Source organism: Parapedobacter pyrenivorans (genome assembly GCF_014636865.1).
Classification (GTDB): Bacteria; Bacteroidota; Bacteroidia; order Sphingobacteriales; family Sphingobacteriaceae; genus Parapedobacter; species Parapedobacter pyrenivorans.
This window is the reverse complement of the sequence record NZ_BMER01000003.1, coordinates 184,340-200,751: the sequence shown is the minus strand read 5'-3', so window position 1 is coordinate 200,751 and position 16,412 is coordinate 184,340. Positions and strand designations below refer to the sequence as shown.

The 16,412-nt window shown below is 48.9% G+C and carries 15 protein-coding genes; 10 read left to right on the top strand and 5 right to left on the bottom strand.

What is annotated here, in order from left to right; all coding sequences use genetic code 11:
* Window positions 1–46: 46 nt before the first annotated feature.
* Genes IEV98_RS15700 through IEV98_RS15685 form a run of 4 tightly spaced genes read right to left on the bottom strand, consistent with a single transcriptional unit; the run spans window position 47 to window position 4,684 of the window.
* A complete protein-coding gene (locus IEV98_RS15700) occupies window positions 47–445 on the bottom strand; it encodes a YciI family protein (protein WP_188506971.1) in 399 nt (132 codons plus the stop codon).
* Between the two features lie 29 nt (window positions 446–474).
* Window positions 475–1,269, bottom strand: coding sequence for a dihydrofolate reductase family protein (locus IEV98_RS15695; RefSeq protein WP_229738790.1), 795 nt, complete (start codon window positions 1,267–1,269; stop codon window positions 475–477).
* A gap of 14 nt (window positions 1,270–1,283) precedes the next feature.
* Window positions 1,284–2,540, bottom strand: a complete 1,257-nt coding sequence (locus tag IEV98_RS15690; protein ID WP_188506970.1) for an RNA polymerase sigma factor — start codon at window positions 2,538–2,540, stop codon at window positions 1,284–1,286.
* On the bottom strand, window positions 2,537–4,684 hold the full coding sequence (locus IEV98_RS15685; RefSeq protein ID WP_229738789.1) for an HD family phosphohydrolase: 2,148 nt from the start codon (window positions 4,682–4,684) through the stop codon (window positions 2,537–2,539). Before IEV98_RS15685 ends, IEV98_RS15690 begins: the two co-directional genes overlap by 4 nt.
* 255 nt (window positions 4,685–4,939) lie before the next feature.
* Between IEV98_RS15685 and IEV98_RS15680 the strand changes: the two genes are divergently transcribed.
* From IEV98_RS15680 to IEV98_RS15670, 3 genes are all read left to right on the top strand, one after another.
* A complete protein-coding gene (locus IEV98_RS15680) occupies window positions 4,940–5,146 on the top strand; it encodes a hypothetical protein (RefSeq protein WP_188506969.1) in 207 nt (68 codons plus the stop codon).
* 64 nt (window positions 5,147–5,210) lie between these two features.
* A complete protein-coding gene (rpe, locus tag IEV98_RS15675) occupies window positions 5,211–5,891 on the top strand; it encodes a ribulose-phosphate 3-epimerase (RefSeq protein WP_188506968.1) in 681 nt (226 codons plus the stop codon).
* 166 nt (window positions 5,892–6,057) lie between these two features.
* Window positions 6,058–8,328 carry an aconitate hydratase gene (locus tag IEV98_RS15670; protein WP_188506967.1) on the top strand — a complete coding sequence of 757 codons (2,271 nt, stop codon included), beginning with the start codon at window positions 6,058–6,060 and terminating at the stop codon, window positions 8,326–8,328.
* Window positions 8,329–8,388: 60 nt separating this feature from the next.
* Here IEV98_RS15670 and IEV98_RS15665 read toward each other — a convergent pair whose 3' ends face one another.
* On the bottom strand, window positions 8,389–9,231 hold the full coding sequence (locus IEV98_RS15665) for an MBL fold metallo-hydrolase (RefSeq protein WP_188506966.1): 843 nt from the start codon (window positions 9,229–9,231) through the stop codon (window positions 8,389–8,391).
* Between the two features lie 285 nt (window positions 9,232–9,516).
* Between IEV98_RS15665 and pckA the strand changes: the two genes are divergently transcribed.
* From pckA to prmA, 7 genes are all read left to right on the top strand, one after another.
* Entirely contained in the window at window positions 9,517–11,133 is a 1,617-nt protein-coding gene (pckA, locus tag IEV98_RS15660; protein WP_188506965.1) for a phosphoenolpyruvate carboxykinase (ATP), read from the top strand.
* Between the two features lie 188 nt (window positions 11,134–11,321).
* Window positions 11,322–12,455, top strand: a complete 1,134-nt coding sequence (locus tag IEV98_RS15655; protein ID WP_188506964.1) for a phosphotransferase enzyme family protein — start codon at window positions 11,322–11,324, stop codon at window positions 12,453–12,455.
* Window positions 12,456–12,476: 21 nt separating this feature from the next.
* Window positions 12,477–13,121 carry a carbohydrate-binding family 9-like protein gene (locus IEV98_RS15650; RefSeq protein WP_188506963.1) on the top strand — a complete coding sequence of 215 codons (645 nt, stop codon included), beginning with the start codon at window positions 12,477–12,479 and terminating at the stop codon, window positions 13,119–13,121.
* Between the two features lie 110 nt (window positions 13,122–13,231).
* Window positions 13,232–13,480: a type B 50S ribosomal protein L31 gene (locus tag IEV98_RS15645; RefSeq protein ID WP_188506962.1), complete on the top strand. Its 249-nt coding sequence runs from the start codon at window positions 13,232–13,234 to the stop codon at window positions 13,478–13,480.
* Between the two features lie 78 nt (window positions 13,481–13,558).
* Entirely contained in the window at window positions 13,559–14,749 is a 1,191-nt protein-coding gene (locus IEV98_RS15640) for a putative sugar nucleotidyl transferase (RefSeq protein WP_188506961.1), read from the top strand.
* A 40-nt stretch (window positions 14,750–14,789) separates the two neighbouring features.
* Window positions 14,790–15,560, top strand: coding sequence for a triose-phosphate isomerase (tpiA, locus tag IEV98_RS15635; RefSeq protein WP_188506960.1), 771 nt, complete (start codon window positions 14,790–14,792; stop codon window positions 15,558–15,560).
* Between the two features lie 9 nt (window positions 15,561–15,569).
* A complete protein-coding gene (gene prmA, locus IEV98_RS15630; RefSeq protein ID WP_188506959.1) occupies window positions 15,570–16,412 on the top strand; it encodes a 50S ribosomal protein L11 methyltransferase in 843 nt (280 codons plus the stop codon).

Below are 16,412 nucleotides of genomic sequence, written 5' to 3'. Positions count from 1 at the left end.
AAATTTGAATGCCAAAAAAAACAACGTCGCGCCGATCTTCGTTTTACTACCGCTTGCCTCGGTCCTTACTCGCTTCAACCAGCGCGGTTAGGTCGGCCGCCGGCCGGATTTCCCAACTGCTCCCACCGTGCCCGAATTGGAGCGAGGGGTGCTTCGACAACAGACGGATGGCATGATTAAGGTCGGTTGCTTCGAGTACCATGATGCCCCCGATCTGCTCTTTGGTTTCGGCAAAGGGACCGTCGGTCACGGATACTTTGCCATTGCGCCACCTCAATGTGGCGGCATTCCGGGCATCTTGCAGGCCCTCCCCACCAGCAAAGTGACCATTCTTCCGAAGTTCATCATCATAGGCAAAACACGCGTCCATAAAGGTGTTCCGATCGCTTTCTGATAGCGTTTCCCATACCTCTTCATTCATGTATCCAAGACAAATATATTTCATGATGATTCTTTTTGTTTGTTTATCAAAATTTATGCTTCACTGCGTTGGAAGATTATATGGGTCGCCATCTCCGATGCCTCGAAACGGACGCATTCGTAACCAGATTGGCGTAAGTTAACGCCGTCGAACAGCCGTTCGCCTTCACCGAGTATCGTCGGTGCAATGGCGATATGCAGCTCATCGATCAATCCTTCGCGCAGGTACTGTTGGATGATGTTAGCCCCACCTCCAATTCGGATGTCCTTCCCATTAGCTGCTTCCCGGGCCTTGGCAAGTGCGTCATGAATGCCTTCCGTAATAAAATAAAAGGTGGTTCCACCTTCCATCTCCAATGGAGGTCTTGCGTGATGGGTCAGCACGTAAACCGGAACGTGATAGGGTGGATTGGCACCCCACCAGCCCTTCCAATTCATGTCCGGCCAGGGGCCGCGGATCGGTCCGAACATGTTCCGGCCGATAATCCAGGCGCCAATATCCTTGAACCCTCGCTGTGCAAAGTCGTCGTCGAGTCCGGTCGTGCCATCCTCCTGTCCGGCGCGAGGGTCGAAGGAACGATGCATCGTCCGGAACGTCCGTGTCGGAAGGAACCAGTTGTGTAGCGCTTCCCCGCCAATGCCGAGCGGATTGTCAATGCTTTGATTTGATCCTGCTCCGTAGCCGTCAAGCGAGATGGAAAAGCTCTCAACCCGGACCCGCGTTTTGCTGGCGCCTCCGTTCTCTTTTCCAATGGACTTTTTGTTTTCAGTCATGATCTTTTGCCGTTTTATTGCAATTAATTTATTGTGTTCACCAAGTAGTCGAATGGTGGAAGACAAAATCGACAAGCCATGTGATTTTTTTAATCGGGATATGACGCAGCCCCCAATTCGCTGAGCTTTCGCTCGATAAATCGCCGTTCGGGGTCTTGTTGTGCGAGGGCAAGGGCGCGTTCCCAGGATGCCCGCGCATCGGCTATTTGGCCGAGTTTCCGGCAAAGTTCCGCTCGTGCGGAATGAGCCAAATGGTAGCTATTTAGTTCACCGCGCTCCAAAATCGCATCGATCTGCCGCAAGCCGGCCTCAGGGCCCTTGTGCATAGCAATGGCGATAGCGCGGTTTAGTTCAATAATAGGGGATGGGTGTATGCGTAACAACAGGCCGTATAGTCCGGCAATCTGTGCCCAATCCGTAGCATCGGAGTGCGCTGCTTCGGCATGCAGGGCCGCGATGGCTGCCTGTAACGCATAGGGGCCTGCCGGTTTGGAAGAAAATGCATGCGCTACCAGCGATAATCCTTCGGCAATCAGATGGCGATCCCAAAGCGAGCGATTCTGATCTTCCAAAAGAATGAGATCTCCCGTCGGCGTGGTGCGGGCTGACCGACGGGATTCGTGCAGTAGCATGAGACCAAGCAATCCCGCAGCTTCGGGTTCGGGTAGCAAAGTGTGCAGCAGGCGCCCTAGCCGGATGGCTTCGCTTGAAAGGTCAACGCGTATTGCCGATCCGCCCGACGACGTGTAATAGCCTTCGTTGAATACCAAGTAAATTACCTGGAGTACGGCATCCATCCGGTCTGGCAACTCGTGCTCCGGCGGCACTTCGAATGGTATCTTTGCCTCACGTATTTTAGCCTTGGCACGTACAATCCGCTGGGCCATGGTCGCTGGCGTAACGAGAAATGCACTGGCAATTGCTTCGGTGGTCAGGTCACAAACTTCACGCATGGTCATGGCGGTCCGCGCATCGAGCGATAGCGCGGGGTGGCAGCAGGTGAAAATTAGCCGCAGCATATCGTCTTCGATCGCTTTGTCAACCTGACTGGACGGGTCGACGGTTTCAGCCACCATTTGCTCAGCATGTACCGCCTGCAATGGGTCGAATTTGGATTGGCGCCGGATAAGATCGATTGCTTTAAACCGACCGGTGGAAACAAGCCATGCCCGCGGATTCGAGGGAATGCCTTTTTTACGCCATTGCTCAAGCGCTGTCTTGAACGCATCGTGCATGGCGTCTTCGGCAAGATCAAAATCTCCAAGCAAGCGAACGAGTGCGGCAAATATAAGGCGCGACTCGTTGCGGTAAATCTCGCCTAGGAGCTGAGGCAGATGCGGGGTCATGGCGAATCGGTACGTTCGGCCGTCTCCATGTCCGTTTTTTGTGCGGAAACACCCTTTTTTCCGCCCTCGTAGTCGATACGGACATGGTAGATACTCTTCAGCATCTCCTTGAATATTTCAGTTACCAAGGTGATATCTTTCAGCGTGATGCTACTGTTGATAAATTGCTTCTGGCTCAATTTGGATTCGATGATCTTATCTACCAGGTCGTTGAGGCTTTTGGCCGTGGGTTCCTTTAAACTTCGCGATGCTGCTTCGACGGAATCAGCCATCATCAATACGGCTGTTTCGCGCGAAAACGGGATGGGGCCGGGATAGTGGAATAGCTCTTCGTCTACAAACTTTTCCGGAAACGACTTAATGTAAGACTGGTAAAAATAATCCACCCGCGTTGTACCATGGTGCGTGCGGATAAAATCAATGATGACATCGGGCAATTGGTGTTTTTTGGCTAGCTCTATTCCTTTGGCTACGTGTGAAATGATAATCTGCGCACTTTGTTCGAAGGAAAGGCCATCATGTGGATTGTAACCCTTGGTTTGATTTTCGATGAAATACTGCGGATTTGACATTTTTCCGATATCGTGGTAAAGCGCGCCCGCCCGCACAAGCAAGGTATTGCCGCCTATCTGATAAATGGCCGCTTCTGCCAGGTTGGCTACCTGCATCGAATGTTGGAATGTGCCCGGAGCCTTGTAGGAGAGTTCGCGGAGCAGCTTGGAGTTGCTGTTCGTAAGCTCCATTAATGTCACGTCCGAGATAATGCCAAATACCCGTTCGAACGCGTAGATGAGCGGATACGCAAGCAAGGTGAGCAGTACACTAAATATGAAAGGTGCAATATTCGACCAATAGAGGTTGTTGAAGGACCCATCGCGCATAAGGCCCATACCAACATAGGCCACTAAATAGGTGCCCAAAATGATGGCAGAGGAAATCAGGAACTGCTCGCGTTTTACCAAAGTTTTGATGCTGTAAATCGCCACCATGCCCGTGGAAAACTGCAGGAATACAAACTCAAAACTGTTGGGTACAAAGAAGGCCGCCAATAGGACCATCAACAGATGGATATTGAGAGCCAAGCGGGTATCGAAAAGGATCCGGATGATAACCGGGACAATGCAATAAGGAATGTAATAGAGACTCGGGAGCTTAATCGTAATCGCCCAAGACAACACCAATAGCATACCGGTAATGACAATCAGAATGAGTAAAATCAATCGGTTGTTGTAATAGATGTCTTTCCGGAAGAGGTAAATGAATACGAACAGTAGCGAGACGACCAAGGCGACAATGAAAAACTGCCCCATCATCAACAACGCACGATTACCGCCGATACGGGCCTCTTCTTCATACGCTTTCCGCAGGGATTCGATTTTCTGATAGATTTCATTGTTTACGGTAGTGCCATTGGCAACGATAAGTTCACCTCGCTGCACCATGCCCCTTGTGGTCGAAATCGTGGCCAGCGCATCTTCCTCCAGCTTTGCAGTAAGGGATTCATTGAATAGGTTGTTTACACTGATATAGTCACTAAGTACATTAACAAGCCAATCTTTTTGTTTGATGGCTGATCGGTTATCAACCGTCTTGGCCAAATACTCCATGGCGGTTTCGATGGTGAAAACAGCTGCGGTATTAACTTGTTTGGCTACATTGTCGGTTAGCAGGGTGAAATTGTAATGTTTGTGTTCGCCCTGGAATTTATTATTCAACGCAATGACACCTCGCTTATAAATATCGGTCAGCACCTGCTCTCCAAACTGTTGATAAGTGGTCGCGTTCTCGTTTAACGTGTCCAATCCGGACGCTTGCCATTTCTCCGGAAAATCAGTATCGAATCGGGTAAGCTGCTGTTCGGATACCTGGAGATTGCGGTTGTAGATCGGATATACGGATTTCAAGACATTTTCGCGGTCTTTATCGAGTTCAGCTTGGGTTTTAAGCACGGCAAAGTTATACGGTGATATCAGATCTTCGTGCATCCATACTTTGCCTTTCTCGAATTCATACCGGAAGCGGGGTTGCTTTGGTAAGAACATCGTGATCAGTACGATGCTGGCCAATATCATTCCGTATTTGGGCAGGTACGCATAGCTTCCGCGTTTATCGGTCGATTTATATTTGATTTTTAACCTTGCCACTTTGTCGTATTTTATCCCAAACTTACTAAAAAAATCACATTTACCTGACTGAAGACTTCAGGTCGTATGCGGCAAACTTAGATAAATTGCTTTTATATGCAAAATAACTGCATTGCATATATAAAAAGCGGAATGTAAAGCGCTTCCTGGCCGTGTTGTGACGGGCGGTCGTTTTTTAACGGTAAAATAAACTGGTGGTAATGCTGGCTTCGTATTGGTACGGTACCTTTCACACCGGAAATAAATAGTCACGTCATGACAAAATCAAGTATTGAAATCACCGACAACGCGTATCTGATCACTCTGGATAAATCGGAATTTGAATATCCATTGGTACGGAAACTATTGAACAGGCTGCTTAACGGAAGTCTACAAGAGGGGCGATACGTCAATGAGGAGGACCCCGCCGTAAGGTATTTGCCCGAATTGGGTGAACGCTTTGATTTCCTTGCGGATAAATAATAGGATAGCCAGTTCCTTTGGCGGAGATTCGTTATCAATTGCTTATCTTTGCCGAAAAAGAACCATGTCCAAGCGCAAACACCTTGTAGCCCCTTCCGTACTTTCCGCTGACTTCGCCCATCTCCATGATGACATCGTGATGGTCAACCAAAGCGAGGCCGATTGGTTTCACATTGATATCATGGACGGTGTCTTTGTGCCCAATATTTCCTTTGGATTTCCTGTTCTGGCATCTATCGCACACTATGCACGCAAGCCACTGGATGTACACCTGATGATTGTCGAGCCCGATAAATACATCAAGCAATTCAAGGAGGCAGGTGCTGATAACATCACGGTACATGCCGAGGCGTGTACACACCTGCACCGGACGGTACATGCCATCAAAGAACTGGGGTGCACCGCTGGTGTGGCCATTAATCCAAGCACACCCATCTCGCAGCTTCATGAAATTGTGGATGACGTGGACGTCGTACTCCTGATGTCAGTGAATCCGGGTTTTGGTGGACAAAAATTCATTGAATCCACGTACCGGAAAATAAGAGAACTAAGGGCGCTGGCGGCGGAAAGAAACGATAGCCTGCTTATTGAGGTCGATGGGGGGGTCGACAACCATAATGCGCTCGCGCTGTTGAAGGCTGGGGTAGATGTGCTAGTGGCGGGCAATTTTGTTTTTGCGGCCAAAAACCCCGTTCATGCCATTGCTGAGTTGAAGCGCATGACACCCGATTTGATTTCCGTGTGAGCTTTTCAGTCAAACGGCCACCAAGTTGTTTAGAATATTTCCAAATTAATTGGGCCGGCCAGCAATCCTCGGGGAAACTTGTTTTTTTTGTAAATTCGCAAAAATTATTAAAATAACGACGCCTTATCACCCGTTATTGATTTCTTTATATTTATACTATTGATAGATGGCATTTGATATCGACATGATCAAGAAGGTCTACGCCCAGTACGGAGAGCGGATTGCTGCTGCCCGTAACGTGGTAAACCGGCCTTTGACACTGACCGAAAAAATTTTATACACCCATTTGTGGGATGGTGGAGCGACACAGGCCTATGAGCGTGGGGCTTCTTACGTGGATTTTGCGCCCGATCGTGTAGCTATGCAGGACGCTACGGCCCAAATGGCACTGTTGCAGTTTATGCAGGCAGGAAGACCGCGTGTCGCCGTCCCATCTACCGTTCATTGCGATCACCTGATCCGCGCCAAAGAGGGGGCGGAGAAGGATCTGGCCGTGGCGACCACGGAAAGTAGGGAAGTGTTCGATTTTCTAGCGTCCGTATCCAATAAATATGGTATCGGTTTCTGGAAACCAGGGGCGGGTATCATCCATCAGGTCGTGCTGGAGAATTATGCATTCCCCGGTGGTATGATGATTGGTACAGACTCACATACCGTCAACGCAGGTGGCTTAGGCATGCTTGCCATCGGTGTAGGTGGCGCCGATGCGTGTGACGTGATGGCGGGATTACCCTGGGAACTTAAATTCCCGAAACTGATCGGGGTTAAGCTGACGGGGAAACTCAATGGCTGGACTGCGCCGAAGGATGTAATCCTGAAGGTTGCGGGTATCCTGACGGTAAAAGGTGGTACGGGATGTATCGTGGAATATTTCGGTGAAGGAGCGACGTCGATGTCATGTACCGGTAAAGGCACTATTTGCAATATGGGCGCCGAGATCGGCGCAACTACATCAACATTTGGTTACGATGAATCGATGGAACGTTACCTCCGGGCTACGGGCCGGGCTGATGTCGCTGATGCGGCCAATGCCGTCAGCGAGCACCTCACCGCAGATGCCGAAGTATACGCTAATCCGGAGCGCTATTTCGACCAAGTAATCGAAGTGAACCTGTCGGAGTTGGAGCCGCACCTGAATGGGCCTTTCACGCCTGATTTGGCTACGCCGGTTTCAAAGATGAAAGAAGAGGCTGCGAAAAATGGCTGGCCACTGCGGGTGGAGTGGGGATTGATCGGCTCCTGTACCAACTCCTCCTATGAAGACTTGTCGCGCGCGGCTTCCGTGGCAAGGCAAGCGGTGGCGAAAGGATTGGTAACGAAAGCTGAATTCGGTATTAACCCCGGCTCCGAACAAGTGCGCTACACCGCAGAACGTGATGGCCTGCTGGATACATTTACGGATTTGGATGCGACGATTTTTACCAATGCCTGTGGTCCGTGTATCGGCATGTGGGCGCGGGTAGGCGCTGAGCGGGCAGAAAAAAACACCATTGTTCACTCGTTCAATCGGAATTTTGCGAAACGGGCAGACGGCAATCCCAATACGTACGCGTTTGTGGCCTCGCCTGAATTGGTCGCTGCTATTGCGATTTCTGGTGACCTATCTTTTAATCCGATAACCGATACACTGGTTAACGATAAGGGGGAAACCGTGAAATTGGACCCGCCGTCGGGTGACGAGCTTCCGCTGAAAGGTTTTGATGTGGAAGATCCGGGTTATCAAGCGCCCGCTACAGATGGCAGCAGCATCACGGTGGCCGTGTCGCCAACGTCCGATCGGTTGCAGCTGCTCGATCCATTCCCGGCTTGGGAAGGCACGGATATCACCGGCCTGAAGCTATTGATCAAGGCAAAAGGTAAATGCACTACCGATCATATCTCCATGGCTGGACCGTGGCTCAAATACCGCGGTCACCTCGATAACATCTCCAATAACCTGCTTATCGGTGCGGTCAATTTCTTCAATGATAAAACGGATTCCGTGAAGAATCAATTGACCCAAGCCTACGGTCCGGTACCGGCTACGCAACGGGATTACAAAGCCGCTGGTATAGGTACGATCGTGGTGGGTGATGAGAACTATGGCGAGGGCTCGTCGCGTGAGCATGCGGCCATGGAACCCCGTCATTTGGGCGTCCGCGCAGTGCTTGTTAAGTCGTTCGCCCGTATCCATGAAACCAATTTGAAGAAGCAGGGGATGTTGGCGTTGACGTTTGCAGACAAGGAAGACTACAATCGTATCCAGGAAGACGACACCTTCGACATCGTGGGGCTTACCGAGTTTACGCCCGACAAGCCGCTGACTTTGGTTGTCCGCCATGCCGACGGTGCAGTGGATGAGATAACGGTAAACCACAGCTATAACGCACAGCAAATCGGCTGGTTCAAAGCGGGAGGCGCATTGAACATTATCCGCCAGGGCCAAGCCTCGGCATAATCGTCACGTACTAACTAAACTATACGAAGCCGTTTTTGGGAATACTGGAAACGGCTTTTTTTATAACCATTCCCGCAATGGAAAAACATCTTTCAGCCGATATCCCTTATCGGTGAGCTGAATGGTACAGCATTCGTTAATGGGATCGTGTTCCAAAAACAATGCATAGTCATGATCTACAGCTTCCTGCCAGAAGCTTTTCCGTTCCTCCATCGTGATCAGGGGGCGTACGTCATAGCTCATCACATAGGGTAGGGGAATATGGCCCGCCGAAGGGAGCAGGTCGGCCATGTAAAGCAGTGTTTTGCCGTGATAACTGATCTGAGGTAACATCATAGCGTCGGTATGTCCGTAGGCAAAACGCACGCTGATGTTGTCAGAAAATTTCACCCCATCTTCAACATCGATAAAGCGAAGCTGTCCGCTTTCGTAAATCGGGATGATGTTTTCCTGTAAAAAAGAAGGCTTTTCGCGATGGTTGGGAAACAGTGCCCAATCCCAGTGTTGCTTGTTGCTCCAATAGGTGGCGTTTTTGAAGGCTGGTACTAGCCGACCCTGCTCTCGGACCACAGCCCCACCCACGTGATCGAAATGGAGGTGCGTGAGAAATACGTCGGTAATGTCATTCCTGTTGAAGCCGTGGGCGGCGAGCGAGCCATCAAGTGTCGCATCACCATGTCGGTAATAATGACTGAAAAATTTCTCGCTCTGTTTATCCCCGATTCCGGTATCAACCAATATCAGCCGCTCGCCTTCTTCGATGAGTAATAGCCTGGTAGCCCAGGTACACATGTTCCGTTCGTCGGCTGGGTTTGTGTGCTTCCATATCGATTTGGGTACCACACCGAACATCGCGCCGCCATCGAGCTTAAAAAAACCGGTATCAATGCTGTATAATTTCATGCTGCTTCAAGATCTGTTGTGGTTAACCGCTAAAGATAAAAAATGATGGCAGAAAAACTCACTGCTAAGGAATAAAAATACAATCGGAACATTGAAACGTTTGCACAAATCGTGATAAATTTTTTTTCAGAAAAAGCTAAAACGATAAATGGTATTGTATAACAGTGTGTTAACTTAGTGTATATTTTACAAAAAGCTGATTTTCAATGTTTTTTATGCGATGTTGTGAATTTTTAATCCCTACATTTGTCGCATTAATTTCATAAAAACAGTTAAATTATTGCTATGAATGCTTCAGAAATAGCTATTCCTGAGCTGAATTACCTTTTTATCAAGAACCGAGAAAAGGTACACTATCAAAGCAGCGTGGCCGAATTGGTTGAGTATGCCATCATCAACGGTGAGGGGAGTCTTGCCGCGACCGGTGCGCTGGCTGCAGATACCGGATGTTTTACGGGTAGAGCACCCTATGACCGGTTCATTGTGCGCGATACGCTGACGGAAAATTCCATCTGGTGGGGCAGCGTCAATCAACCGATATCCGGGGCATCGTTTGACGAATTGTTTGAACAGGTTGGCGCATACTTCAATGGCAAGGCTATCTTTGTTCGCGATGCCATTGCCGGCGCGAACGACAGCCATAGCATCGCTGTGCGAACCGTAACGGAAACTGCCTACCAGAATATATTCGTGAATAACCTATTCATCCGGCCTGCCTCACCCGACCCCGCCGCACGTCCAGAATGGTCCATTTTGGCCGCGCCCGGTTATACCTGCGCGGATCCCGAAAAATATGGTCTTCATCACCCTAATTTCGTTATTATCAACTTTACACGAAAGGTGATTTTGATAGCAGGAACCGGCTATACCGGTGAAATCAAGAAAAGTATCTTCTCTGTATTGAATTACATCCTTCCGCTCCAGAAGCATGTACTTTCGATGCACTGCTCCGCAAATACGGATCAAGACGGTCACACGGCATTGTTCTTCGGTCTTTCGGGTACGGGAAAGACCACGCTATCAGCCGATAGGGAGCGCATGTTGGTTGGCGACGACGAGCACGGTTGGGACGACCATGGTATTTTCAATTTCGAAGGTGGGTGCTATGCCAAATGTATCGGACTGGATGAGGATAAGGAGCCCGAGATTTTCCGGGCAGTCCGCTTCGGTGCGCTGATCGAAAATATCAATTTCTTTCCCGGAACCCGCACGCCGAATTATGACGACGTTTCCAAAACGGAGAATACTCGCGTAGCCTATCCCATCCATCATGTGGTAGACAGTGTTTCCGGGGGCAGGGCACCTGCGCCCAAACATATTTTCTTCCTTACGGCGGATGCATTTGGTGTGCTTCCACCCGTATCCCTGCTGTCTCCTACGCAGGCAATGTATCACTTCATGTCGGGTTACACCGCTAAAGTGGCTGGCACTGAAGTGGGAATCAAGGAGCCTAAAGCCATTTTTTCGGCATGTTTCGGGGAGGCTTTCCTGCCATTGCATCCAGCCCACTACGCTGAATTATTACGGGCGAGGCTGGCGGGCAATCACATTGATGTGTGGCTGATCAATACCGGTTGGATTGCCGGGCCATACGGCATTGGCCGTCGTATCAAATTGGGGTATACCCGATCCATTATCAAGGCCGCTTTGACGGGGGTGCTTAAGGAGGCTACTTTCCGGACGCATCCGGTGTTTGGCTTCCGCTATCCGACGTGCTGTCCCGATGTGCCGGATTCAGTGCTTGACCCCGTACAATTGTGGCCCGATGAAAGTGCGTATTACGCCAAAGCCAACCAATTAGCGAAGCTTTTTATCGATAACTTCAAAAAATATGAAGATGAGGTGAGCGAGGATGTGTTATCCGCCTCGCCGACCACATTGGAATCCGCATCGATCGTCTAATTGTTTAATAATCATGTGTACATCCCCGTGAGTGTAATCTTGCGGGGATTTTTTATGCAAACGGTTGTTTGACTTTTTTTAAAATAACGCAAACGATTGTTTGATAAAACGATATGGTTATTCGTATGCGAATTTGCATATTGCGTGTCATTGTTAACAGAAAAAGACGGTGTGTCCCTATTATCTTTATGAGCGATTTTAGTCCAAAGCAACTAGCAGCGTTAGCCAGTATGTTCGATATCGAAGGTAACGTTATCGATGTGTCACCGTTTGGGTCAGGGCATATTAACGATACATACCGTGTGCTAACCGACGGGCCCGGAGCGAAACGCTATCTGCTCCAGCGTGTGAACCATCATGTATTTAAAAATGTGGTTGCTGTGATGCAAAACATACAGCTGGTAACGCAGCATTTAAGGATGCGTTACGAGTCTGAAAGGACTCCCGCGCACGCACTGGAGAGCAGTGTGCTGACCTTGATACCTACCAAAGCAGCGGAAACTTACCAACAAGATGGACTGCACAATTTCTGGCGGATGTTTATCCTGCTTGATAACACCCGGAGCTACGACATTGTCGAAACTCCGCAGCAGGCGAGGGAAGGGGGGCGTGCATTCGGGCAGTTTCAGCGGCTATTGGTAGATTTGGATGTGGGGTTGATCCACGAAGTCCTCCCGGATTTCCATCACATCGGCAAGCGACTGGATAAGCTGCATGGCGCCATAGCGCGCGATGCGAGAAACCGGGTGCATCGGGTGCGTGATGAACTGACGTTTATAGAAGCCCGAGAAAAGCGCATGCATGGGATATTGGACTTGGCGGCCCAGGGCCGACTTCCTATACGCATCACGCACAATGATACCAAATTCAATAACGTACTGCTTGATGCGGATGATAAGGCACAATGTGTCATTGATCTGGATACCGTAATGCCCGGATACGTGGCTTATGACTTTGGGGATGCCATCCGGACGATCATCAACAGTGCCGCTGAGGATGAGGCAGACTTAAGTAAGATAACGTTGAATATTCCATTATTTGAGGCCTATACAGCAGGGTATTTTGAAGAGGCCCATTCCTTTTTAATGCCGCAGGAAGTCGAATCGCTTATAGATGGGGTATTGCTGCTGCCCTATATGCAAGCCGTGCGTTTTCTTACGGATTTTTTGGAAGGTGATCACTATTATAAAATCCATCATGCCGACCATAACCTGCAGCGCGCTAAAGCGCAACTCAAATTGGTGGAGCAACTGGAAGCACACGAGCCGGAATTGCTGGCAATTGTTGCCCGGGTAATGGGTCGGTACCAGCAGGTTGGCTAACGCAGGCAAAAGGAGGCCAACATGAAAACACTTGTCATTCCGTTTTTGGAACAGGTCGATCGGCGCACATCAGCGGAAGCGCTATGGGCGGCAATGGCCCCCCTGGATGCTGTTGATATCGCCAGGGTGCCTTGGCCAGCCTTTCCATATCGACCCTCGGTACAATTCAAGATTGCGCATACGGTTGATGGCCTGCTGCTCCAATATGAAGTTAGGGAAAAGCACCTCAAAGCCGAATATCGGAATACCAATGATCCCGTATATAAGGATAGCTGTGTGGAGTTTTTCCTGTCTTTTGACGGCAAAAATTACTATAACCTGGAGTTTAATTGCTTAGGCACCGCATTGATTGGTTATGGGAATGCAGATAGAACCGAGCGGCGATACCTGGCCAAACATACCATCGAACAGCTGAGAAGTTATAGTAACATTAAAGCGAAGGCGACGGATAGCAGCGATACCGAATGGCGATTGCTGTTGAATATTCCTTTTGAGGTATTCGATGCAGACGCCATCGACTCATTGGCTGGACTACGCTGTACCGGTAATTTTTACAAATGCGGTGATGAGCTGCCGTTGCCGCATTTTGTTGCATGGAATGACATCGATCATCCTCTCCCGAATTTCCACCTACCCCGTTTTTTTGGTGAATTGCTATTTCTGTAGCCCAAGGAGCCCTACAAATATGCGACGATTGGTAAAATAATATTGGAAATTAATTTCGAATAGCCTATCTTTGCACGCTCAATTAGGAATATTAGTAACTCATAAATAAAATGAAAAAAGACTTGCATCCAACGAATTACAGATTGGTGGTTTTCAAGGACATGTCAAATGAATATGCCTTCATGACTAAGTCATGCATTGACACCAAAGAAACCATAGAATGGGAGGATGGAAAAGAATACCCATTGGTGAAACTTGAAATTTCACACACTTCCCACCCTTTTTACACCGGTAAGATGAAATTGGTCGATACCGCAGGACGTATTGATAAATTCCGCAACCGTTACACCAAAAAGTAACGCCAAAGCAGATAAAAAAATATTAGTCCCGATATTTTATCGGGACTTTTTTATTTTAGCCGTTCTAAATGGAAACCTATGCATATCGTTCTATTTGACAAAGCGGGATGGCGGATGGGGCTCTATCCATTGTCATTGACGCGTCCTGTGGCTGATTTGCGAGTGGGGATATTAACCATAGCCGAAAAATGGGGGAAATGGCTGAACGCCTCATACTCGTTCTTAAGCGAGGATTACCTGAAAGAAAAATATCCACTAAGCCGCCAAGACGACGATGTTTTACTGATCAAAGGAAATTGCTGCCCCGATAATCGACTGGCCGACGCTGTGATGGCGCTAAGCACGGGACAGGTATTAATGCGTGGCGACGAATTCATAGCGCTACGCACGGAAGCCAGTGCAGTGCGGCAAGGAGATTTGCCGAATCTCGTCGACTATTCACCGGTGGTATACGACCATGACGTGGCGCAGATTAATCATCCCGAAGATATATTTCTGAGCAATGGTACACAGCTATGTTTGGATTTCGAACGCCTAACAACGGGAAGATCTTCGGCAATATTATCAGGCAGTAACCGTTTCATTGGTGACAATGTGTTTGCCGAAGCGGGTGCCCAAGCAGAATTTGCGACGTTCAACAGCACGACGGGGCCTATCTATCTGGGGAAGGACAGTGAAGTATGGGAGGGCAGCCTTATCCGGGGGGCTTTTGCATTAGGGGAGGGCTCGCAACTAAAAATGGGGAGTCGCGTATATAGCAATGTAACGGTCGGCCCGCATTCACGGGTGGGCGGGGAGTTGAATACCTGTGTGATATGGGGGCGATCTTCCAAGGGCCATGATGGTTATCTTGGTAGTGCCGTGATGGGAGAATGGTGTAACTGGGGCGCCGACACCAACAATTCGAATTTAAAGAACAATTACAAATCAGTACGCTTATACGACTATCGGAAGACGGGATACCGGGATACCGGGTTGCAGTTTTGCGGTACGATTATGGCCGACCATGCAAAATGTGCAATCAATACGGCGTTCAATACCGGTACGGTTGTCGGCGTGGGGGCAAGTATTTTCGGTTCGGGCATGCCACCTACATTTATCCCCGATTTTGCCTGGGGGGGCAGTGAAGGTTTTTCCACCTACCAGTTGGATAAGTTATTTGAAACCACAGAATTGGTGTATGAGCGTCGTAACCTTCAATTTAACGAACTTGAAAAACGGCTGTTGAAAGCTGTATTTGAATTGACCGAAAGCCAACGGGATTTTTAAAACTGTATTTTTAATTACTTAACTAAGAATAATAAGCATCATGCGAAAGAAAATTGTTGCCGGAAATTGGAAAATGAATCTTGACTATCAGCAGGGAATCAGTCTCTTTTCCGAAATCGTAAACATGGCTAAGGATGAAGTGATCGGTGACCAAGCGGTGGTTGTTTGTTCTCCGTTTATTCATCTTCACAGCATCGCTCAGCTGGCCAAAGGCGCTCCTCAGGTTGCTGTGGGCGCACAAAACATTTACTTTGAAGAAGCTGGCGCCTATACAGGGGAAATATCGGCACTCCAGGTAAAGTCAACCGGCGCAGGGTACGTCATTTTAGGGCATTCAGAACGCCGAGCATATTTCCATGAGGATGACTACGTGCTCAGCAAAAAAGCAGATGCGGCGCTGGAACACGGATTGACTCCTATTTTCTGCGTGGGCGAAACAAAGGAAGAGCGCGAGTCAAACCGCTATTTCGAAGTAATCCGGACGCAATTGGAAAAGGGAGTTTTCCACCTGTCGGACAATGCATTTGACAACGTGGTACTCGCATATGAACCCGTTTGGGCCATCGGTACCGGGCTTACCGCATCACCGGAGCAGGCGCAGGAGGTTCATGCTTTTATCCGCAATGAACTGGCCGAACACTTTAATCAGGAAGTGGCGGACCGCACAACGATACTGTATGGTGGAAGTTGCAATCCCAAAAATGCAGCCGAACTATTTGCACAGGCCGACATCGATGGAGGCCTTATCGGTGGTGCGTCGTTGAAATCACGTGATTTTATTGAAATTGTAAAAGTTTTCAATCGCTCATAGCAACGCGCGATGAAGTACAGTGAAATCATTTTTTCTTGTAAAGGGGGCGAAGGGTGGCATCAAGATGTGCTGATACACGACTTAGGCGGCATGGGCTTCGATACGTTTGAACCCCGGAGTAACGGCTTCGCAGCTTACATCGCATCGGATCAGCTCGATTTGCAGGCGCTCGAATCACTGTTGATACAGCAGCCTGTAGATTTTGAAGTGACTTATCAGGTGCATGAGATCCTTCCGCAGAATTGGAACGAAGTGTGGGAAAGCAATTTTGAGCCGATCGTTGTGGCTGATCAATGCTATGTGCGGGCTAGTTTCCATCCCCCGAAGCCGGAATATCCCTATGAAATCATCATCGATCCGAAAATGGCTTTTGGCACAGGTCACCATCAAACTACTTCGTTGATTATGTGTTACTTGTTAACGGATGCATTTGAAGGGAAGGTCGTGTTGGATATGGGGTGCGGTACTGGGATATTAGCTATATTGGCCTCGAAACTCGGCGCATCGCAGGTTTGGGCGATTGACAACGATCCGGTGTGTATTGCGAGTGTAGAGGAAAATAAGATGCGGAATGATGTGGCGCATGTGGTGACGAAATGCGGCTCGGTCGATTTGGTCGTGAACCAACGGTTTGATGTGATACTTGCCAATATCAACCGCAATATCTTGTTGGACCAATTGCGTGAGTATGCTCGGTCGCTCGAAGCGGGCGGTGTGCTGTATATGAGTGGCTTTTACGCCGGAAGCGATTTGGAGGCGTTGACAAACGCTGGAATCCCGCATGGGCTCGTTTATGAAAATCATAAGGAGTTGGACGGCTGGGTAGCTGCACGGTTTATTAAGAAACTATAG